Source organism: Pacificimonas sp. ICDLI1SI03, assembly GCF_054740865.1.
The window spans coordinates 1,942,923-1,964,155 of sequence record NZ_JBSQAU010000001.1 but is presented as its reverse complement, the minus strand read 5'-3'; the positions used below and the strand labels follow the sequence as shown (position 1 = coordinate 1,964,155).

At 60.7% G+C, this 21,233-nt stretch carries 20 protein-coding genes and 1 pseudogene; 11 read left to right on the top strand and 10 right to left on the bottom strand.

Annotated features, from left to right (window positions below):
* The first annotated feature begins 51 nt into the window (after positions 1-51).
* Complete coding sequence (locus ACSMXM_RS09535; RefSeq protein WP_460315716.1) at positions 52-678, top strand: helix-turn-helix domain-containing protein; 627 nt, start codon at positions 52-54, stop codon at positions 676-678.
* Here the strand turns inward: ACSMXM_RS09535 and ACSMXM_RS09530 are convergent.
* From ACSMXM_RS09530 to adhP, 5 genes are read right to left on the bottom strand one after another with little or no spacing between them, the layout of a single operon-like run.
* On the bottom strand, positions 641-3,208 hold the full coding sequence (locus ACSMXM_RS09530; RefSeq protein ID WP_460315715.1) for a cation-translocating P-type ATPase: 2,568 nt from the start codon (positions 3,206-3,208) through the stop codon (positions 641-643). The two genes, ACSMXM_RS09535 and ACSMXM_RS09530, sit on opposite strands and share 38 nt — an antisense overlap.
* Position 3,209: 1 nt before the next feature.
* Positions 3,210-4,037 carry a universal stress protein gene (locus ACSMXM_RS09525; protein ID WP_460315714.1) on the bottom strand — a complete coding sequence of 276 codons (828 nt, stop codon included), beginning with the start codon at positions 4,035-4,037 and terminating at the stop codon, positions 3,210-3,212.
* 12 nt (positions 4,038-4,049) lie between these two features.
* Entirely contained in the window at positions 4,050-4,634 is a 585-nt protein-coding gene (locus ACSMXM_RS09520) for an NAD(P)H-dependent oxidoreductase (RefSeq protein ID WP_460315713.1), read from the bottom strand.
* Between the two features lie 27 nt (positions 4,635-4,661).
* Positions 4,662-5,042 (bottom strand): hypothetical protein, encoded by a 381-nt coding sequence (locus tag ACSMXM_RS09515; RefSeq protein WP_460315712.1) that lies wholly within the window; start codon positions 5,040-5,042, stop codon positions 4,662-4,664.
* A complete protein-coding gene (gene adhP / locus ACSMXM_RS09510) occupies positions 5,039-6,169 on the bottom strand; it encodes an alcohol dehydrogenase AdhP (protein ID WP_460315711.1) in 1,131 nt (376 codons plus the stop codon). Before adhP ends, ACSMXM_RS09515 begins: the two co-directional genes overlap by 4 nt.
* A 189-nt stretch (positions 6,170-6,358) precedes the next feature.
* Here adhP and ACSMXM_RS09505 point away from each other — a divergent pair, with 189 nt between their 5' ends.
* Both ACSMXM_RS09505 and ACSMXM_RS09500 read left to right on the top strand, forming a co-directional pair.
* Positions 6,359-6,910: a GNAT family N-acetyltransferase gene (locus tag ACSMXM_RS09505; RefSeq protein ID WP_460315710.1), complete on the top strand. Its 552-nt coding sequence runs from the start codon at positions 6,359-6,361 to the stop codon at positions 6,908-6,910.
* Between the two features lie 51 nt (positions 6,911-6,961).
* Positions 6,962-7,960 (top strand): 1-phosphofructokinase family hexose kinase, encoded by a 999-nt coding sequence (locus tag ACSMXM_RS09500; protein WP_460315709.1) that lies wholly within the window; start codon positions 6,962-6,964, stop codon positions 7,958-7,960.
* Here ACSMXM_RS09500 and ACSMXM_RS09495 read toward each other — a convergent pair.
* Both ACSMXM_RS09495 and ACSMXM_RS09490 read right to left on the bottom strand, forming a co-directional pair.
* Positions 7,941-8,360 (bottom strand): CBS domain-containing protein, encoded by a 420-nt coding sequence (locus tag ACSMXM_RS09495; RefSeq protein WP_460315708.1) that lies wholly within the window; start codon positions 8,358-8,360, stop codon positions 7,941-7,943. The two genes, ACSMXM_RS09500 and ACSMXM_RS09495, sit on opposite strands and share 20 nt — an antisense overlap.
* A 59-nt stretch (positions 8,361-8,419) precedes the next feature.
* Complete coding sequence (locus tag ACSMXM_RS09490; RefSeq protein WP_460315707.1) at positions 8,420-9,598, bottom strand: acyl-CoA dehydrogenase family protein; 1,179 nt, start codon at positions 9,596-9,598, stop codon at positions 8,420-8,422.
* 122 nt (positions 9,599-9,720) lie between these two features.
* Between ACSMXM_RS09490 and ACSMXM_RS09485 the strand changes: the two genes are divergently transcribed.
* From ACSMXM_RS09485 to ACSMXM_RS09460, 6 genes and pseudogenes are all read left to right on the top strand, one after another.
* The gene (locus ACSMXM_RS09485; protein ID WP_460315706.1) at positions 9,721-11,016 is read left to right on the top strand and encodes a glycosyltransferase family 4 protein; all 1,296 of its coding nucleotides are present in this window, start codon (positions 9,721-9,723) and stop codon (positions 11,014-11,016) included.
* A gap of 3 nt (positions 11,017-11,019) precedes the next feature.
* The gene (locus ACSMXM_RS09480) at positions 11,020-12,309 is read left to right on the top strand and encodes a glycoside hydrolase family 130 protein (RefSeq protein ID WP_460315705.1); all 1,290 of its coding nucleotides are present in this window, start codon (positions 11,020-11,022) and stop codon (positions 12,307-12,309) included.
* Positions 12,310-12,470: 161 nt separating this feature from the next.
* On the top strand, positions 12,471-12,998 hold the full coding sequence (locus tag ACSMXM_RS09475) for a sll1863 family stress response protein (protein WP_460315704.1): 528 nt from the start codon (positions 12,471-12,473) through the stop codon (positions 12,996-12,998).
* A 278-nt stretch (positions 12,999-13,276) separates the two neighbouring features.
* A complete protein-coding gene (locus tag ACSMXM_RS09470) occupies positions 13,277-13,627 on the top strand; it encodes a c-type cytochrome (protein ID WP_460315703.1) in 351 nt (116 codons plus the stop codon).
* A gap of 1,033 nt (positions 13,628-14,660) precedes the next feature.
* A complete protein-coding gene (locus tag ACSMXM_RS09465; RefSeq protein WP_460315702.1) occupies positions 14,661-15,641 on the top strand; it encodes a Vgb family protein in 981 nt (326 codons plus the stop codon).
* Positions 15,642-15,772: 131 nt separating this feature from the next.
* Positions 15,773-16,039, top strand: a pseudogene (locus ACSMXM_RS09460) (c-type cytochrome); the annotation flags it as partial.
* A gap of 14 nt (positions 16,040-16,053) precedes the next feature.
* Here ACSMXM_RS09460 and ACSMXM_RS09455 read toward each other — a convergent pair.
* Together ACSMXM_RS09455 and ACSMXM_RS09450 are read right to left on the bottom strand one after the other, a co-directional pair.
* Positions 16,054-16,551 (bottom strand): DoxX family protein, encoded by a 498-nt coding sequence (locus tag ACSMXM_RS09455; RefSeq protein WP_460315701.1) that lies wholly within the window; start codon positions 16,549-16,551, stop codon positions 16,054-16,056.
* Positions 16,541-17,860: an APC family permease gene (locus ACSMXM_RS09450; RefSeq protein ID WP_460315700.1), complete on the bottom strand. Its 1,320-nt coding sequence runs from the start codon at positions 17,858-17,860 to the stop codon at positions 16,541-16,543. Before ACSMXM_RS09450 ends, ACSMXM_RS09455 begins: the two co-directional genes overlap by 11 nt.
* A gap of 236 nt (positions 17,861-18,096) precedes the next feature.
* On the opposite strand from ACSMXM_RS09450, the gene ACSMXM_RS09445 reads away from it, so the two are divergent.
* Both ACSMXM_RS09445 and ACSMXM_RS09440 read left to right on the top strand, forming a co-directional pair.
* Positions 18,097-19,149, top strand: coding sequence for an NAD(P)H-dependent flavin oxidoreductase (locus tag ACSMXM_RS09445; protein WP_460315699.1), 1,053 nt, complete (start codon positions 18,097-18,099; stop codon positions 19,147-19,149).
* A 135-nt stretch (positions 19,150-19,284) separates the two neighbouring features.
* The gene (locus tag ACSMXM_RS09440) at positions 19,285-20,439 is read left to right on the top strand and encodes a JmjC domain-containing protein (RefSeq protein ID WP_460315698.1); all 1,155 of its coding nucleotides are present in this window, start codon (positions 19,285-19,287) and stop codon (positions 20,437-20,439) included.
* On the opposite strand, the gene ACSMXM_RS09435 is transcribed toward ACSMXM_RS09440, so the two are convergent.
* Complete coding sequence (locus tag ACSMXM_RS09435) at positions 20,417-20,992, bottom strand: pseudouridine synthase (protein ID WP_460315697.1); 576 nt, start codon at positions 20,990-20,992, stop codon at positions 20,417-20,419. The two genes, ACSMXM_RS09440 and ACSMXM_RS09435, sit on opposite strands and share 23 nt — an antisense overlap.
* Positions 20,993-21,233: the final 241 nt, after the last annotated feature.

The window sequence follows — 21,233 nt, the reverse complement described above, 5'->3', positions numbered from 1 at the left end:
CGCGACAATCTGCTCATTCTCCTTCATCGCCCAGAATGAGGAGAATGAGAGATGCTCGTCCACTTGGTTTCGAATCCCCCGATCTTGCCGCCTCTGTCAGCTGTTGCAGTCCAGCCGTATGCAAAAGCCGGGGAGACCTTGTTCTGGGAGGGGGAGGAAACTGATTGCCTCTATCATCTTCGATCCGGGATCGTGCGTGGCGTCCGCTATACGGAGGAGGGTGAGCGCAACATCGTTGGATTCTACTTTGCCGGGGACAGGATCGGCGTGCCCGTGGGCGGCACCTATCGCTTCACGGCAGAGGCGATCACGGTCGTGACCTATGCAACGGTCCGGCTCAACGTGCTTGCCGACGATATTCGCAGCGGGGGAACGGCGCGGCTGTTCGAAACGGTGCAGACGGAACTGGGTGCGGATGAAGTGCACAGCCAGTTGCTCTGCCGCCAGGGTGCGCTGCAGCGAATGTGCGCCTTCGTCGCATGTCTTTATCGCCGTCTGAACGGCGCCGCCATAGAGGCGATCGCGCAGGTGGATATTGCGGACTATCTGGCGCTGACGCCGGAAACCGTCTGTCGCTCGTTAAAGAAAATGCGCGACAGCGGGGTCATTGCGATGCCGCGCCATGATCGGATCGAGGTCGTCAATCCGGCTGCGCTGACAGCGATGTCCCTGCAATAGAGCGGCCCGCAGCAGCCGACCGGTTGCGCCTGAACGCCTTCACGATTTCCGATGCAGCGAGGCCAGTCAGAGATGCCGCCAGGCATATGGCGAGGTCCGTCAGTGCGAGAGGAGCCGTGGAGAACAGCCGGTTCCCGAGCGGCGTATAGATCACCGCGAGTTGTAGCAGTGCTGTTGCCGACAGGGCGAGCAGCAGGGACGGATTGCGAAGAAAACCGCCGGAAAAAACGGAGGAGGGCGATCGCACGGCAAGTGCTTGGCCCAACTGCAGGAAGGTGAGGACGGCGAACACCATCGTCTGCCAATTCTGGCGACCCGCCTCCATGGCCCAGAACTGAACCGCCAGCGTGGTGCCGGCCAGTATCAGTCCGGTACTGGCCAGAGCGGTCGCCATATTCCACGTTACGATCGGCTCCCAAGGGGGGCGGGGGGTGCGATGCATGATGTCCCGATCTGCCGGCTCTGCAGCAAGCGCAAGACCGGGAAGTCCGTCGGTGACCAGGTTGATCCACAGGATATGCACCGGCAGCAACGGCAGGGGCAGGCCGATCAGTGGCGCTGAAAAAATGACGAGTACCTCCGCAAGATTGCAGGCGAGAACATAGCGGATATATTTGCGGATATTGTCGTAGATGCGCCGCCCTTCGCGTATCGCGGCGATGATGGTTGCAAAATTATCGTCGGCCAGAACCAGGTCGGCGGCTTCTCGCGCAACGTCGGTCCCGGCCCTTCCCATGGCGATGCCGACATGCGCGCGAGACAGGGCAGGGGCATCGTTTACGCCATCTCCCGTCATGGCGACGAATTCGCCGCGTGCCTCCAGCGCCTCGATTATCCGGATCTTTTGCGCCGGATCCATGCGTGCATAGACGCTGATGCCGGGTGCCCTGCGCTCCAGCTCACGGCTGTCCATGCAGGCGAGCATGGGCCCGGTGATGACCTCAGACCGGTCGTCCGCCATACCCAGACGGCGCGCTATGGCGGCGGCAGTATCCGGGTGGTCCCCCGTGATCATGACGGGCGTGATCCCCGCCTGCCTTGCCAGCGCTATGGACACGGCCGCCTCCGGCCGGGGCGGGTCCATCAGGCCCACTACGCCTATGATATCAATGCCGGCGTCTTGCGTTTCATCGACGACAGGCTCCGCCAGATGCTGCCTGCCATAGGCAATTACCCGCAGGCCTTCTGCCGCCATTTCCTGCGCCCGGACGGAATACTCGGAATTGTTCGTCAGCAGCTTTTCAGGGGCGCCCTTCGTGAATGCCACGAACCCATCCCCGTCCGCCTCTGTGTGGACCGTGGTCATGCGCTTGCGTTCCGAAGAGAAGGCGCACTCTGCAACACGGGTCATGGCCCGTTCCAGGGCCTGACGCTCTTTTCCCTGGCTGCGGGCATAGCGAAACAGCGCCACTTCCGTTGGTTCTCCCTGCGGCTCTCCATCGTCATCAATACTCACATCGTTCGAAAGCGCCATGGCAGTCGCCAGTAGGTCCGGATTATCCGTTTCCACGCGTGTCACGGACATTCGGTTCTCGGTCAGCGTGCCAGTCTTGTCCGCGCAGATGAATGTGACGGAGCCCAAAGTCTCCACGGCGGTCAGCCGGCGTATCAATGCATTGTGCCGGGACATTTTACGCGCGCCGATCGCAAGAAGGACCGTCACAACTACTGGAAGGGATTCCGGCATGGCGGCAATGGCGACGCTGACTGCCGCCATGAACGTCAAAAGTGGTGGATAGCCGCGGATTATCCCCGCCAGGAACACCGCTAGGCATGTGACGGCGGCGGCGATCGCCAGGTTTCGGCTGAACCCGGAAAGACGGACCTGCAAGGGTGTTCGCTGTTCCTGCTGGTCGAGCAGCCTTGTTATGCTGCCCATCTGCGTGGCGGCGCCGGTTGCGACGACGGTGCCGCAACCGCGACCGCGTACGACCAGGGTGCCGCGAAATGCCATGTCGAGCCGGTCCCCCAACGGTTGCTTGGCGTCCGACACGACCTGCGCGTCCTTGTCGGAGGGGAGGGATTCGCCGGTAAGTGATGCTTCGTCGATGGAAAGGTCAACGCATTCCGTCAGTTTCAGATCGGCCGACACCTTGTCGCCCGCATGCAGGATCAACAGATCACCCGGTACGACCTCTGACGCCGGAATCCGCCGTGTGACGCTTCCCCTGATGACAGTTGCCTGTGCCGCGGAAAGGGCATGCATGGCTTCGATCGCGTTGCTGGCGCGGAGTTCCTGAAAGAAACCTATGCCGCCATTAATCAGCAGGATGACGCCGATCATGGCGGCGTCACGCAGCTCACCCGCTACCGCGGCAATCAGTGCCGCCGCGATCAGGATCAGGATCATGATGTCCGTAAATTGGCGCATGAGCAGGCGCGGCCATCCCGCTCCGTGCCGCTGTGGCAGGTCGTTCGGACCCACCTCCCCAAGCCGGCGTTGCGCCTCGATCTCCGTCAGGCCTGCCGCCATTTCCAACGCGACAACAGAGACGTTCTCTTGTTGCGGGCAGCTTTGGGCATGTCCCATTCTAATGCGCCAGCAGGACCGGCAGCCTCGGATGGTCCAGAATGCTGCGCGTCGCCCCTCCCAGAACATTCTCCCGAACGCGGCAATGGCCATAAGCGCCCATGATCAGGATGTCGGCGCTCACCGCGAGGGCTGCATCTTGCAGCGCGTCGCCGATGAAATTGATGCTGGGTTCCGTATAGACGTCAACCTCCGGCACGCGGCGGCAAAGATAGGACTTCATGGCATGCATCATGTGGGTACCATCGGGCATGGCAGGCAGCTCGCCGCCAATGTGCACCAGCGTGACACGTGCCAGATGCGGCAGAGTCGCCACGGCGCCGGCGAGCGCGACAACCGCCTCCCGCTTTCCGCTCCATGCAAAGGCGGCATGCCGATGATCTGCGCGCGCGGGCGTAGGCTGGAGCAGCAGCGGACGACCGCTGGCAAAGATCAGCATCTCCACCAGCAGGTTGCCAGAGCGGCCGCCGAGTGTGCCCAGAGCCGTGCCCGGGATCACGTTTAGATCGCTGCATTGCGCCCATAGCGCAGCAGTTCGATAGATGTCGCGTTCGCTGACGACAGTCGTTCGAAGCGGCAGGTCGATGCCTTGCAGGTCGCAAAACGCTTCAACCTCGGCAAGTTGTTGATTGGCCCGCTCGACAGCTTCCCTCGTGGCGCGATCATAATAATTCGCCATCATTCCGGACGTTCCGGGCAGCGCCATGATCGGTAACAGAATGTCGATCCCGATGCGGGAATGCGCGCCATAGCTGTGGTACAGGGCGTCGATCACCGCCATATCGCACTCGAAATCCGGCGTGAAGATCCAGACGTCTTGCAGGCTCATATCATCGCTCCCTCAGCGGGCATGTCGCGCCAGCGTGTCGATTGTAGGGAACAGCTCTGGCACCTGCTCCCGCGCCGTAGCCGCGCGTCCAATCAGGGTGTGGCGGATCGGCCCGATACCCGCCAGGCGCAGTACGCTGCGTTCAAAGGCGCGCACACCGAAGGCACCAAAGATGAGCCGATAGGCCGGGGCGGGCATCCCCATGGTCACGATCAGACGCGCCGATTTGCCCTTCAGAAGTCGCTTCGGAAAGCCCTTCTCGCGATATTGAGTGGCAAAACCGGGCCGCATGATCTGTTCCCAGAAACATCGTGCATGGCCGGGTAGGCCCCCCAGCCAGAGCGGGAAGATGATCACCATGTGATCGCACCAGCGTATCGCCTCCTGCGCTTCGGTCAGCGGCGGGGGTAGGGGATATTCTTCAAATTCCTGCTGTGTCCGCAGACACTCGAAGTCGAGATCGGCGATACGGATGATCCGCACCTCATGTTTTGCCGTCCTTGCCGCCTGGCCATATCGTTCGCACAGCGCATCGCAGAGCCGTTCCTCCGACGGATCGGGGTGGCACTGAAAGATGGCGATCTTTCGGGTGGACATTGGCTAGCTCCGCAGCGGGCTGCACATTCAGGCTTTCACCATTGCGATCTCACGCAGGCTGACAATCTTGTAGGGGGCTTCCTCCCCGTCCGGTTCTGTCACGGTGATGTAATTGCCCACCTGGATGTCGTGGCGATCCAAGGCGAAGATGATCTCGTCATCCTCGTCGCCGGGCGCGTAGGAAAAGGCCCACCCGCCGTCTTCCCGGTGAATCAGGCGTCCGCTCTCCTCGCCATATTCCGGAGAGATGTGGAGGATGGAGGCGCGTGCCGGGGCACGCCTGTATGCGGCAGCATCAATGCGCCCGCCCACGTCCAGGGGGAGCGTCAGCATGTAGGCATGGGCGGGGGAGCCTTCGGGGCTTTCTTTTGTGCGGCCTTTCTCCAGTCTGATCCGGTTCCAACTCATCTTAACGGTCCCTTTCTGCTTGCTGGTACCGATGGTACGCGCTGGCGCTGCGGTCGGATTGATCCCGCGCAAGCGGCTGGAAATTTGCCCTTGTGACCCGTCGCCTGGATTTTCAAGACGACGCGCCCGGTGATCCCTCCCGTACGCATCCGTTCGAAGATCTCGTTGATCTCTTGCAGGGATCCCCAGCTAAAACGCGGTACGACCTCCCCGCGTGCGGCAAAATCCAAAGCCTCGGCCAGATCAAGGCGGGTGCCGACGATGGAGCCACGGATCGTCAATCGCCTCAACACGGTGTCGAAGATCGGCACTGGAAAGCTGCCGGGCGGCAAGCCCACCATCGCCATTGTGCCGCGTCGCCGCAGCATAGCTGCGGCCTGGGCGAATGCGGCAGTGCCCGACGCTGTTACCAATGCGCCGTGCGCTCCGCCGATCCGCTTCTGCACCTCTTCGGCGGCATCTGGCGAGGCGGCATCGATGGCTTTCTCCGCTCCCAACGTTCGGGCCAGCGCCAGCTTGTCCTCGGCAATGTCGACCGCGATGATCCGCATACCCATGGCCCGTGCGTATTGCACAGCCATATGGCCAAGGCCCCCAATGCCGGAGATGACCACCCATTGGCCCGGCTTCACCTCGGTCTCTTTCAGGCCCTTATAAACGGTAACACCCGCACAGAGGACCGGCGCGGCAGCACCGAAATCCAGGCCGTCCGGCAGGATGGCGGCATAATCTGCGTCGGCCCGCACATATTCGGCATAGGCACCGTCAACGGTATAGCCCGTCATCTGCTGGCTCTCGCACAGAGTTTCCCATCCGCCGACGCAATATTCGCAACGGGCGCAAGCCGTGTGCAACCACGGCACGCCGACACGGTCCCCCTTCTTCAAATGTTTGACGCCCGCACCAAGCGCTGCGACCTCGCCCGCGCCTTCATGACCGGGAATGAACGGTACGCGCGGCTTGATGGGCCAGTCGCCGCTCGCGGCGTGCAGGTCTGTGTGGCACACGCCGGACGCGCGCACCCGGACCAGAATCTCACCGGGACCAGCCTCAGGTATGGGCACCTGCCGTATCTCCAGCGGCTTGCCCAATTCGGTCACCACCGCCGCCATCATCGTGTCTGTCATTGCCGCCTCCTGTCGCATGCATCCAGGCGGCGAATAGCAGGGCGCGGCGAGCGCCCTTTGATCCGGCTCAAGTCGGACTGTCGATAATGGGTTGCGATCCCCACAAAAGGGGCGAGGATTGATGGTTGTCAAGATCGCGCCCAGGTCGACCGCCTATGCACCGGGGGAACTCATTCAGGAGAGACGACCATGTCCCTGCTAGACATTGACGATGATCTGCCCACTGCGCACAATGGTTGGCGCGGAAAGCTGGAAACGCGCAGCGGTCTTGATGTTCGCGTCAGGCCCGCGGACGAAGATGACGAGGCCCGTCTCGACGAGTTCTTCCGTCATGTTACGCCAGAGGATCTGCGGTTCCGCTTCCTGTCGCCTATACGCACGGTTAGCGGCGATCAGTTGCACGCCCTGTCCCACGTCGATCACCGGCGAACAGAGAATTTCCTCGCGTTCGATGCGGGAACGAACGAGTTGATCGCGACCGCGATGTTGGCGGGGGACGATGGCATGCAGACGGCCGAGGTCGCCATGATCATGCACAGGGATTACAAGGGCAAGGGTGTCGGCTGGAGCCTGTTACATCACGTCGCCCGCTATGCCGAGGCGCGTGGTTTCAAGACATTGACCTCGATCGAGAGCCGCGAGCATCACCCCGCCATCGATATGGAGCGGGAGATGGGTTTCACCGCCACCAGCGAACCGGGCGACGGCAGCGTTATCGTGCTCACGAAGCACCTGGGCTGACATTATGCCCCTGTTCTCTTGTCGCTACGGTCTTGTGGTTGACGACCACGCATGATCGTCACCCTGACCTTCAGTCCGACCATAGAACTGTCCATGTCGACCGGCTCGATCCGGCCGGATGACAAGCTGCGCTGCACATCGCCGCGTTACGAGCCGGGGGGTGGCGGTATCAACGTTGCCCGGGTCGCCCGAGAACTTGGCGAAAACGCTCTCGCGGTCTTTCCGGAGGGCGGCGCGACCGGCGCCAGCCTCCTTGCCCTGCTGGAGGAAATGCAGCTGCCGGTGGCCAGCGTGCACGTAGGCGGCTGGACGCGGGAATGTTTCAACGTGATCGAGCGGGATACCTCGCATCAGTATCGCTTCATACTTCCGGGCGTTGCCATTGACGGCGAGGAACAAGATGCCCTGCTGGACCTGCTCGGCAGGCACCTGAGTAGCGGCGGCGTACTGATCGCGAGCGGCAGCCTTCCGCCCGGTACTCCGAACGCTATCATCGGAAGGTTGAGCGACCTTGCCAAGCGGAAAGGCGCGCGCTTTCTGCTCGACACCTCGGGGCCAGCACTTCTGGCGGCACACGGAGCTTATCTCGTAAAACCCAATGAGCGGGAACTGGAGGAGGTGACGGGCCAGCCTCTGCACGAGGTGGAGGATATCGTGCATGCGGCACGGCGTCTTGTAGCGGCTGGGGTCGCGGGCCACATTTTGGTTTCGCGGGGTCGGAAGGGCGCCCTGCTGGTAGGTGCGGCAGCCGCATTTTCGTTCGATCCGGTCGCGGTGGATGTCAGAAATGCTGTCGGCGCCGGTGACAGCATGATGGCGGGCGTTGCGGTGGGCATCGCGCGCGGCCTCTTGATACAGGAATGTGTGCGGCGGGGCATCGCAGCGGGCACTGCCGCTGTCATGACGGACGGCAGTGTGCTCGCGCGCGCCGAAGATGTGGAGCGGCTTTACGCGAATGTTCCCGCCGCCGTCTCTCTACCGCATTCCCGCAAAATGGCGGAAGCGCCGATGTCGTTGCGGCCGGTTCTCCCTAGGCGTGATGCGCAGTAAGAGTTTTCATCAACTCCGCCGTCAGCGAGGCGGGCGCTTTCGCCACGACGTCGCCAATGCTCAGCATGCCGACGATATTCTCCTCCTCATCGACCACCGGCAGTCGCCTGATCCCATGCTGCTCCATGATCCTTATGGCATCATCGACATCCTCGCCGGGCAGGCAATAGGCAACCTCGTCCGTCATGATGTCTGCCGCAGTCAGGTGCAGGGGATTCCGGCCGTCGGCAAAGACCCTCAGCGCTATGTCGCGATCGGTCAGCATGCCGACCAGACCCTCGCCATTCGCTACGGGCACGGCGCCGATATCTTCCTCTCGCATTATGGCGGCAATCGCGGCGATGGGTTCCTCCGGCTTGGCGCTTCGCACACCGGCGTGCATGACGTCTTGTACTTTCATGTCGTTCTCCTCTGATGGATGACATCTGGCACTTGCCAGCCCCGTCGGATTGACGGTGATCAAGCGGACGGTGCGGCGGCTTCAGCGGCGTCGATGAATGTGCCGATGGTGATCTTCCCCGCGATGGCCGCCGTTCCGACATTGTCCAGCGCCTGATCCGCGTGGAAAAACGGGCCGTCTGCGACCAGATCGAGGATGATTTCGGCAGCGGGACTGCCGGACAGAGACGCGACCGTGCCCAGCAGGTGTTGGGCTGTGTGTATGGCCCTCTCGATCGCCCTTTCAATGGCACTGCGGGCCATTTCCATGAACGCCGCGACATCATCACCGTTTGTGTTCTGGCGGAACGAGACCGCGCTTGCCCGCTCCAGCCATGCGAAGGCACCTTCCGTGTCTAGAAGTATTTCAGCCAGGCGATGCCGTTGCAGCGGGTCGCCTGCAGCCCCTTGTTTCACATGATTTCTTGCTAATACCGAGAGCGCGCGCAGCCCTCCTGCCCTGACGGCACATCGCCGCAATAATCGTTCTGCGGCCTGCGGCTGGGATAACCAGGAATCCGGGGGGCCGACTTCGTCATTGCGATCGACCATTGCATGGGCCAGCACGACGGAATGGCTAATGGCGTCGCGAATTCCGACCAGCCGGGAATGTTGCGGGTTGATCCAGTAGGAGATACGGTTGCTGCGTAGAAGGAACGCGCGCGTCGCGCCATTTGGATCCCGGGCGGTAACCAAGGGTATGGTTATTCGGCCCGCCCCTGCGGCGAACAGTTTACGCCCAGACAGCCTGCTCTCACAGATATGGACGGGATTTTCCTCGTCGTCCGTGTCCCAGACGCCAAAGACTTTCCCCAGTTTCAGCTCCTCTGAAACAGTGCGAACCTGCGCTACCGTTCCATATTTCTGCAGGAACAGGACAGCCGAAAGATGCTGCTCGAACAGGCATGCGAGCGACAGATCGGCTTCGCCCACCGCGGCGAGCAGCCACAGCAAATGCTGATTGCCGGCCGCGTCGGTGCCCAGACCATGCCCACCATATTCGCTGGCGAGGGTGCTGTTCATCAGGCCCAAGGCCTTTAATGTGGATAATAGGTCTATCGGCTCTGTTGTGCGTCTGCCCCGGTCCTTTGCCGCGGTCAGTGTCGCTGCCAGCCTTTCAAAGTCATGCGACTGCCATTCGCGGGGCGTCCGCCTGTTAGTCGGCAGCGAGGCGGCCCGGGCTTGGCAAGAAGCGTTCATGAGATGGAACGGTACGCACCTTTGGATCGCAGCAATTGATGCCGATCAAGTCAGCGTCCTGTCAGGGCATTATTTCCTGCAACACACCGCGAAGGAAGTTCCGCCGGTGAGCAGGACGAAATATGCCGCAATTACTATCCCGCGCGCCGAACCTTGCATTCGTTGGAAGCTATGTTCCCCGCCAGTGCGGCATCGCGACCTTCACCCATGACTCAAGGGCCGCTGTTCTCGGTGAAGCGGGCGTGATCTACGCTCCGGTGGTTGCCGTGGAAAACGAAGAGCACCCGCAGCAATACGCGCATGAGGTCGCGGTCGTCATCCGACGCGACCGAATCGAGGATTATGCTTCTGCTGCCGCGCAGCTTTCACTCTTGGATGTCGACGCCGTTAATCTTCAGCATGAATTCGGCCTGTTCGGTGGCGAAGCCGGGGCGCATATTCTTCACCTGGTCGAGGCGCTTGATGTACCGCTGATCACAACGCTCCATACGGTTCTGGAGACGCCCGACCCCATGCAGCGCCACGTTACCGAGGCGCTGGTCCGCCATTCAACGCGGCTTCTGGTCATGACGAAGAAGGCAGCCGACATTCTGCAACGGACCCATCCGGCGGCTCGTGCGAAGACGATTATTCTTCCACACGGTATTCCGAATCTTGATCTGCCGCCGCCTGCGCTCGCCCGAAGGCAGCTTAGTCTGCCGACCCGGCCGACCCTGCTCAGCTTTGGCCTCCTGTCGCCGAACAAGGGGCTTGAGGTGATGATAGACGGACTTCCGGACGTCGTTCGGGAAACACCAGACGTCAATTATGTGATTTTGGGGGCAACCCATCCGGATTTGGTGCGGCGGGAAGGGGAGGCCTATCGCAATGGTTTGCGCTCCCGCGTTGCAATGCTAGGGGTTCAGGCGAACGTCACATTCGTGAACCGCTATACGGACTTGCTGGAGTTGTGCGCGTATTTGGCCGCGGCCGATATCTTCGTCACGCCATATCTGAACGCGACGCAGGCGACATCCGGAGCGCTCGCCTATAGCTACGGTCTTGGAAAACCGGTGGTCTCGACCCCCTATTGGCATGCCGAGGAACTGCTGGCCGATGGACGCGGCATATTGGTGCCCTTTGCCGATCCTCGCGCCTTGGCCGAAGGCGTTTCGACGCTTTTTCGCAATAACCAGCTACGCGCCGCAATGGCGTGCCAGGCCTATGCAGACGGCAAAGCCATGCGCTGGCCCGTCATCGGTCTCCACCTCGCAAGGATCGCCGCCGAGGTGACGATGCGGGCGCCTTTGCCGGCTGGCTCGTCCGGGCATTCCATATTGCGCTCTTTCTACGCCGGGAAGTCCCGGGGAGGCCGTCCACAGGGCTTGCCGGAACTGATCCGCCCGTCGGAACGCGCTCCCGGTCGGGAAAGATGGTGAATCATGTCGCACGCGGACTTCATTCGCCGGTCGGCTCTGACCCTGAAGCCCGACCCTTCCATGGTGGTATTGCGGCCGTTCAGCCCGTCGGCCGAACCCCGCGCGCTGTTGGGTGCCGATGCCAACAGGGTCATTCGCGTTATCGAGCGAGTCCAGAGTCTGGAACGCCGCGAGGTAACGCGGCACCTAGACCAGGTGATGGGCGGGTTTCACGAGCGGCACCGCGACATTCGCGCGGCTTTCGAACGCAGGTTCGAAGAAATCGCGGCCCCCTATCTGATCGGCGAGTCGCCGTCCCCTTCCGAGCGCCTGCTGATCGGGGCCTATTTTTGCCAGGAATATTCGTTTCAGTCCGCAGCTCTTTTCAACCCCTCTATAGTGGCGCACCCGGACCAGTCCGGCATGATCGGGGGTCAGCATCGTATCATTATGTCCCTGCGCGCCGTGGGGGAGGGGCACGTTTCCTCGATCACGTTCCGCACCGGCATCGTCGGCTGTGACGGCGAGGTGCGCCTGGACGCGCCGAATTCGCACTGCTCCATCCCGGATGTAACAGAAATCTGCGGAGAGCACTGCGTGCGCGTGCGTTGCAACGGGGGCGCCACGTTGAGCGAATGCGTGATTTTTCCCGTTACACACAGTCAGGCGAACGGCATTGAAGATCTGCGTCTGGTTCGCTTCATCGAGGATGGCGGCGCCATCCGCTATTACGGCACATACACCGCCTACAGCGGAACGACTGTTTCGTCGGAGATGCTGCAGACGGATGATTTCTGCAACTTCACTCTGCGCGCTGTTGCAGGCGATGCGTCGCACAATAAGGGGATGGCGCTGTTCCCGCGCCGCGTGAACGGTCGCTTCGCTATGCTGGGGCGACAAGACAGTGAGAACATCTGGTTTCTGCAATCGGACGACCCGTACCGATGGGACGGCGGTGTACGCATTTTAGCGCCGAAATATGCGTGGGAGTTCATGCAGATCGGCAATTGCGGTTCACCCATTGAAATCGACGAAGGCTGGCTGATCTTGACACATGGCGTCGGCGCTGTGCGGCACTATGCCATCGGTGCGGTTCTGCTGGACAAGCGGGATCCGACACGCGTGCTCGCCCGCACGCCAGAGCCGATCCTTTGCGCGGACCCCAGGGAACGGGAAGGGTACGTGCCGAACGTGGTGTATACCTGTGGCGCGATAGCCTGCGGCCGCACGCTCATCATCCCCTACGGAATCGCGGACAGCATCACGACCGTCGCATCAACATCCATCGACGATCTGTTGGGTTTCATGATCTAGCGACCGCGATCCGCCCCATAAGCGGTGCAGGCGCTAGTTACAGTACGAGATCCGACGAACCCTGAAGCTCTCCGATTATGGTGTGCAGCTTGATTTCGAACAAGGTGGATGACTTAGCTCAGCCTATCATCTGCGGGTCATCGAAACTGAAGGAAGTCTAAGTGTCCCACCCCTATGGCTATATGGTCACCGTTGCCGCTGCGATCATTACTGGGGTCGCAGGCCCCGCGAGTGCGCAATCTGACGCTTCTGTGAGCTCTCCCACGAAAGAGCCCTCGTCATCGAAAACCCACGCTGTTCGCGCGGAAGCCAGGGATCTGATGGTTGCGCTGGACAGATATTCTTTGGCTCAACGTGAAGCTGCGACAGCGCGCGCAAGGGCAGCGCTTGAGCGCTACGACGAACGTATAAGCGGTCTTGAAGAGCAGGAGCGCGAAAGATGGAATGCTGCCGGCACAAAGCTGCGTTCGCAAATGAGGGGCGATATATCAAAGCTGCGCTACCGGCGCTTAGAAGCAGCAGAGGCGCTCGGACGGCTGGAAGCGAGCTCCGCAGCAGCATGGAGTGAAATGAAAGCCGGCTTTGTCTCAGCATATCGCGAGTTAGCTGACGCGACGGAGCAGGCTGCGGGAACCTTCGTGCAAAATGGCAGTGAAAAGGAGGCTGACGAAAACGAGAGCACCAATTAGCCCCTTTCAGCTCGGGGGTTGTACGCGCGGTTTCCTGCCGCTCATTGCTGAGTGGCGTTAGTAATCGAGGATCGCGTATAAAAAAGCGTTTGGCAATATAATTTGCATGATAAACTTAAAAATCTCTGTAAACCGGGCGAAGAAGCATTCTTGCCTAAGTAGAAGGGCGTCTATTCAGAATCATTGTTCTGATTGACCGCCACTATGTTACTGTCGACCGAACGCACGGTTCATTGAGATATTCTAATTAGGAAATGTGTTCGAAGATAAATATATCCTTGAAGGAAGAAATTTCGATGAGATATTTAACTGCTGCAGTAACGATCAGCGCGCTAGCTTCTTACGCAAGTACCCCCACTCGCGGGGCGGAGTCCGAGAGCATTGCACGAGGGAAGGTCTTTGCCGAGGCAAATTGCACCAGCTGTCACGCCCTTACCGATGATAAGCCGCAGAGGGCGGATGTGCCTTCCCTAGCGCGCGCCGCAGACCGTTTCCCGGCAGCGATGCTCGCCGAATCTTTGGAAGCCGGCATTCAGGTGGGTCATCCAAAAATGCCAGTTTTCGTATTTGAACGGGAGAATGTCGCGGATCTCGTGGCCTATATGGAAACGCTGCGATCCGAGAGGTGAGAGGCTGCGGCTGCCACTGGGGCAAAATGCTCGGGTTCCGCGCCGATACCAGCTCGCCTTTTGGCTTCCGTCCCTACTTGAGGTGCACCATGGTAGGGCGGAAGCATGTCGCTGCTGGAAAGCCCCGGAGCGGCGCTCCCAATCGCATGGGCACCAATGATGGGCGTGCCCACTCCGAAACTAGCCCCGCCGTCGGCGATGCGAGCGAGTTAGGTTTGATTTAGCCTACTGGTCATCGCGGCGGGGGGAACCATGTATGGCCAGGGCCGCGCTACTCAGTTGGGCGAGCGCCATAATTGGTCGCGTGAATGAACGGCCGGTTTCGACGGCCAAGTGAGGCGTTGTGAATATCGCCTTTGTTAGCTTCCAGCGTCCGCGTCTGATAGCGGACAATTCTGGCTACTATGGCAATGTCATGCGCACCTAGGCCTCCTCTCCAAGGGACATCGTGTCGTTGGTCGGAATATGCGTTTGTTTGCCGTGTGCGCGGGCGCGCACACGGCTTGATCCGGCTTTGAATAAAGCGCGTCCGGTCTGACTGCTGAAGCTACAGCAGAATCCGGGTTAGGGAGCGCCGACACGCAATGTTGGGATATATGTGGGGACAATTATCCGTAGTTGCAGAAGAATATATATAAATGAGTGAATTAGAGACATTAATTCGGCAGACACCCGCTCCGCCATTGGCCGATATTGGGCTGTCTTTCATTTCTGCCACCGTACCGCCAATTCACCTGAGATGATGGCGCGGTTTTTGCGGCCCCCTTTGACCCCTTTTCACAAGTGGCACGGAATCGGAGGAGACTTCGGAAGGAAGTGGTATGGCAGCGCGAACCGCCGTTTAAGTCCGGTTCTTTAAAAGGTTCGGGCATCATCAGGATGGCCGCGTATTCTTGTTGGATGTTACGGCTTCGGGAGTGAACGAGGCGCAATGTCGGGGCTTCTAAGAGCGGAGTCTGCGGCAGGACCGTGGGCCGTCTTCACCCAGGCGCCCGTCTCAGCTATGATGGTCATTCACCAATGGGAGTGAGTCATGGACCGCCTGTTCGTCGCCTTGGTTCTGGCGCTATCGTCCGCAAATGTCGCCGCCGGCCCCGTGTCCCCCTCAGAATATTCTTTTGAGACGAAGGTCATCCAGCTTCCGGAAGGCTCCCGTCCCCATGATGCCGCTCCCGGTCGGCCTGGCGAAATCTGGTACACGGCGCAGCGTCAGGGTGCACTCGGCATCATCGACATCGATAGCTGGACGTTCCGACAAGTACCCCTTGGTAAGGATTCTGCCCCTCATGGCGTCGTTCTTGGACCCCATGGCAAGGCGTGGATCACTGATGGCGGACAAAATGCGATTGTACGCTATGATCCCGCGAGCGAGGCGATCGATGTTTGGGAGCTGCCCGAAGAAAGCGGCTATGCCAATCTCAACACCGGCGCCTTCGATGCCGACGATGTTCACTGGTTTACCGGCCAGAACGGCATCTACGGAAAGGTGGATACGTCCGGGGTCATGGAAGTTTTTGCAGACCCGGAAGGGCGCGGCCCCTATGGCATCGACGATACTCCCGATGGCGAGATCTGGTATGTGTCGCTTGCCGGCAGCCACTTGGCGAAGGTGAATCGCGAAACCGGCAGCGTCACCTTGGTCGAACCTCCGCATGAAGGGGCGGGTCTGCGCCGCGTGTGGGCCGATTCCGCCGGCGATCTGTGGATCAGCGGCTGGAATAGCGGCAAACTCTACCGCTACCGCCCGACCGATAATCAGTGGGCCAGCTTCGATCTGCCAGGTGAGCAACCGAAAGCCTACGCAGTCTATGTCGATGAACGTGACGATGTATGGGTGACGGACTTTACCAGCAACCACACACTGGTTTTCGACCCTGAGAGCGAACGATGGATCGCCACGATCCCCGGCAGCGGCCCCAATGCCAATGTGCGTCAGATATTGGGCCGCGGGGATCAGGTCTATCTGCCTGAATCCGGTACGGACAGGCTGATGATGGTGACGGTCGGGAATTGAAGGGCATAGCGGCCCTTGTGCTGGCCGCAGGTGTAATCGCCTCGCTGGTCGCGCCTTCGATCAGCAGTGCACGGGGCGGAGGTTCTGCCGAGCGCAACTTAGGCGAACGGGCCTTCTAAAAATGCTATGCCTGCCACACGCTGGATGAGAGCAATGCCGCCTTGCAGGGCCCTGCGTTGAACGACATCGTCGGGCGGGCGGTTGCTGCCGAGCCTGATTTTTCCTACTCCCCGGCGATCCTTAGTTATGCTCAGCGACAGCCGCGCTGGACGCGTGAGGCACTGGATGCATTTCTTGCCGATCCGCAAGGTGTGGTGCCGGACAACGACATGGGCTTTTTCGGAATTAGCGATGAGGCCGAGCGTACCGCGCTGATCAATTATCTTGCGACGCGCTGACTGCCTGTCTTCTGTCAGGAACGCTTTCCTTCGCTCGATGGCCAGGTCTTCCGTGCGAAGCGGTTGTCGAGTGACCAGCGACCGGACCCGGAAAACAGCAGGAAGAGCGCGCCCATCAGCATCGCCCAATCGGTGCGCGTTTCATGCGTGAAGCTTAGAAAACCGTAACGGTCGAGTTCGCGCAAACTGAAGATTCCCCATTCCCGTCCAAGCAGGATCGGAATCTTGGTGGAGAGAATCGCAACGAGCATGATGACGATGATCGGTAGTGCTGCGACGCGCGAGGCATAGCCGACCAGAAAGAGAATACCCGCGCTCAGTTCGAGCCAGCCCACCAGCGGGCCAAAGAATTCAGGCCACGGAATGCCGATCTTCGTAAAGCGACCAGTGCCCAGAATATCGGCATGGGTCAGCTTTTGCAGGCCTTCGGGGATGAAAACACCCGCCAGAGACAGGCGAATGAAGATCGACCACACGGCTTCGCCCGGCGATAGCCACCAGCTAATTTTCATCGATCTTGTCTCCCTTTGCTCTCCACCGGGCCGGCGCGCCAGCTTTGAAGGTCAATCCGGCGGCGATCAACCCGAGGCCGAGCACCCAGATACCCACCGGCACCCAGAAGGCGAGGAAGGTGCAGGCGGCGAGCCCAATCAGCGGAATCCATTTTGGATAGAGCCGCTGGTCGTCGGGCAGGCGCAGCGCCGCCAGATTGGTGATCGCGTAATATATCAGTACAGTGAACGCGCTAAAGGCCCACACCGTCTCGACGCTGCCGATAGCTGCGAGGCCCGCCACCAGCGCCCCAACCACCAGGATGGCGGGGGCTGGCTCGGCCCCCTCCGCGGAAACGCGGCCGAACAGCGGCGGGATATCGCCACGCCGTCCCATGGCGAGAACCACCCGCGACAGGCCGAGAATCAGGTTTAACAGCACGCCAAGCATGGCCGTAATCGCCCCGATACCGACAAGAAGAGCGAGCGCAGGAGAGCCCATTGCGTTTGCGGCGATGTGCAGGGTCGTCGCCTGTCGTTCGGGTGCATCGGCAAAGACACTTGTTCCGACAGTGCCGACCACCACCGCTGCCCCGCCGATGTAAAGCATCGCGGTAACCATCAGCGTGACGATGATCGCCCGGGGGATCGTACGTCGAGGCTGTCGGACTTCTTCCCCTAGCGTTGCGATGCGGCCATAGCCGGTGAAGGCGACGAACATTAACGCGGCCGAATAGAGAAATGCTGACGCACCCGGCGCATCGCGTGGATCGAAGAATGGCACCCAATTGGGCTTACCGGCAGCAAGCGCGCGAGGTGCCCCGAACAGGATGAACCCGCACAGTGCTACGAGCGTGATCGAGACGATCGTGATGTTGACCCAGCTCGACCGCCTGATCCCACCGAGGACCAGCAAGGTGAAAAGTGCGACCGCTCCGACGCCAATATATGGTATCGCTTCCGGCTGGCCGCCCACTAGCGGCAGGGCGTAACCCGCGAAGCCCAACGCGGCGGTCGCAGCCGAGGCCGATTTGGCGCAGAGGAACATCCATCCCGCAGTAAAACCGAGGCGGGGGTGGAGATAATGATAGCCATATTCATAGGTGCCGCCACTGACCGGGTGGCTGGCCGCTAGCTGCGCGCTTGAAAGTGCGTTGCAGGTGGCGACCAGCGCAGCAAATACGATTGCAAGGATAACCGCTGGGCCGGTCACCCCGGCGGCAATACCGATGCTGACAAAAACCCCGGTGCCGATCATCGAGCCCAAGCCCATCATGATCGCGCCGCCCAAACCCAGGTCGCGCGAAAGCCGGTTTTGGACTTTAGCCATGCGGAAAAGCCTTATTCGAGCTTAGCCACCTCCAAAACCCTATTATTTAGAGGGAGAGCGCGCGCGCGCGCGTAGATATGGAAGCATACCCAATAACAGGGAAACATTCGGTGGCGGCAGCCCGATATCACACGGCGTAAGGCCGGCACGCCGGGAGAGTCGATATCCCGGTCACTGAGACCAGCCGCCATTACCTGTTGGTTCGCAATTGCAGGCGCTCATGCTATGCTGGCCGCATGTCGCTGCTGGAAAGCATTGGAATTCCGCTCCCAATCATACAGGCGCCGATGGCTGGCGTGTCGACCCCCCAACTTGCCGCTGCCGTCAGCAATGCGGGCGCGCTGGGTTCGATAGGTGTTGGCGCGGCCGGTGCCTGCCGCGCACGGGAAATGATCGCTGGCGTTCGGGCCCTTTGCACCCGGCCGTTCAACGTCAACGTCTTCGTTCATCAGCCAATGCAACAGAATGTCGCCCGTGAACAGGCGTGGCTCTCGGCGATGGCGCCTCTGTTCGACAGCTGCGGTGCGCAGCCCCCGACAGCGCTTCGTCCGATCTACAAAAGTTTCATTGAGGACGACGAAATGCTGGCAGTGCTGATCGATACAGCGCCAGCGATCGTCAGCTTTCACTTCGGTCTGCCCGATGCCAAACGGATCAGTGCGCTGAAGAATGTCGGCTGCATGCTGCTGGCGACTGCCACAAACCTTGACGAGGCGATTGCCGCGACGAAGGCAGGGATCGACGCAGTTGTGGCTCAGGGATGGGAAGCGGGTGGCCATCGCGGCGTTTTCGATCCGGACGCGTCTGACGCTTGCCTCGGTACAATGGCGCTGACCCGCTTGCTGGTGCAGCGATGTGGCTTACCGGTCATCGCGGCGGGCGGAATCATGGATGGCCAGGGCATCCGCGCTGCGCTTGATCTTGGTGCTATGGCCGTACAATTGGGGACCGCCTTCGTCGCCTGTCCTGAAAGCAATGCCGATACCTCCTATCGCGAAGCGCTTGCCGGTCCTGCTGCCATGAACACGGTCATGACCTCCGCAATTTCCGGGCGGCCAGCACGGGGTTTATCCAATTGTTTTACGCAATGGGGCGACAGTGTCGGCCTGCCGCACCCCGGCTATCCCATGACTTATGACGCGGGCAAGGCGCTGATCGCGGCGGCCAAGGCAGCAGGTGAGACCGGCTACGCCGCCCACTGGGCGGGACAAGGCGCGCCGCTGTCTCGTCACTTGCCAGCCGCCAAACTCGTCGCCCTTCTGGCTGCCGAGATGTCTCCCCGGGATTGAGCGAAGCGGCATAATCGAATCTGCTAAGCGCAGAGGAGGGCGCGTTGCTGATCATATATCGGCGGACTAGAAGGGCAGTTTGTTTCCGTTTTCTACTCAAGGGAGTTGAACGGCAAGGATAGGGCGGCTGCTGTCATGGAACTGATCGACTTCGACCATGCCGCGTTTCTGCGCGACCATTGGCAGCGGGCGCCGCTTCTGATCCGAAATCCGTGGGCGTCGTGGACCAATCCGCTTGAGCCGGATGAACTGGCGGGGCTGTCCTGCGAGAACGATATCGAGTCTCGTCTTGTCACTCGTTCCGGGACCGGCTGGGATCTCGAACATGGCCCCTTTCCTGAGAGCCGTTTCAGCCAGATGGACGAGGAAGCCTGGACGCTGTTGGTGCAGGCGGTCGATCATCATATTCCCACCGTCGCCGCACTGCTGGAGCCATTTCGCTTCATCCCTAACTGGCGCATCGATGATGTGATGGTCAGTTATGCCGTCGATGGAGGGGGCGTCGGTCCCCACTACGACCAGTATGACGTGTTTCTGATACAGGGACTGGGCAAGCGGCGCTGGCAATTGGGCGGTATGTGTGACGGCGCGACCAAGATGTTGCCGCATGAGGGGCTCAGGTTACTGGCAGACTTTCAGCCGACCGAGGAATGGGTTCTGGAGCCGGGGGACATTTTGTACGTTCCGCCAGGCATCGCGCACAATGGCACGGCGGTCGGCGACGACTGCATGACCTATTCCATCGGCTTTCGCGCGCCCTCGCGAGCAGAGTTGATCGGTGGCTGGGCGGAAAGCGTGATCGCCCACCTCGATGACGATGATGACCGCTATACCGATCCGGATCTGCAACCGCAGGAAAACCCCGGAGAGATTTCGGCCTCGGCGATTGCAAGGCTGCATGAGATGATCAGGGAAAGGGCGCAGGACCGCCGCATCTTCGCGCGATCCTTTGGGGAATATAGTACCGCGCCCAAGGATCCCGACGTCGATTGGCGACCTGATCAGCCGGTCAATGCGGCAGACGTCCGCCTTCATATGGCGGAAGGGGCCGCGTTGATAAGAAATCCGGCAAGCCGCTTTTCCTATGTGCGCGAGGGATCGTCGTCCGTTCTGTTCTTCGCGGATGGCCGGTGCTTTCCTTGCACGGGCGGAGTTGCGGAATTCGCGGAGGAAATCTGCGCGCGTCACGGACTGATGCCCGCCCCGGATCAGTCCGACTTCCAACAGACGGTGGACCTGATCGTCGAACTGTTCAATCAGGGCAGCATTACGTTCGATTTGCGCGATTAGGCGGAGGGGCGGCCGCCTCTCTCCACTCTCCGGGGGCAAGACCCTCCAGCGTCCAGTCGCCAACCGACCAGCGTACCAGCCTAAGCACCGGATAGCCGACCGCCGCCATCATCCTGCGCACCTGCCGGTTGCGGCCCTGGCGGATCGTCATCCGCAGCCAGCTGTCGGGAACGGTCTTGCGCACCCGGATGGGCGGGTTTCGCGGCCAAAGGTCTGGTGCGGCGATGGGCTCTACCTTGGCCGGTTGCGTCATGCCGTCCTTTAGCGTGATGCCTTTCCGCAGCGGGGCGAGATCCAGCTCTTCCGGCTGACCTTCCACTTGCACCAGATAGGTCTTTGGCAGTTTAAACCGGGGATCTGCGATCCGCGCCTGCAGGCGACCATCATCGCAAAGCAGGAGCAGGCCTTCGCTGTCGCGATCGAGCCGACCCGCCGGATAGACGCCCGGTACGGCAATATAGTCGGACAGGGTTGCGCGTGCCGTTTCCATGCTTCGGTCGGTAAACTGGGACAGCACGCCGAACGGTTTATTTAACAAGATCAAGCGTGTCACGGTCTGGGCCTGATTGGTCGGTAGCTCATCGAAGGGCGCTTTCTTGTACGTAGAATGTGCGGACGCTTCTTATTGGCGCCTGGGTCGCGGGGTTGCCTGGGCAGGCAGACCTTTAAGTGCGTCCCCAGATATTGACTTGCCAGGGACGGGCGAAGTGCCGTCGCCGCCGCAGCGTGAATTGCGTTCCCGCCCGACATGCCATGTTGTTTATAGATCTTGTTTGTTTTTCACGGAACACGGA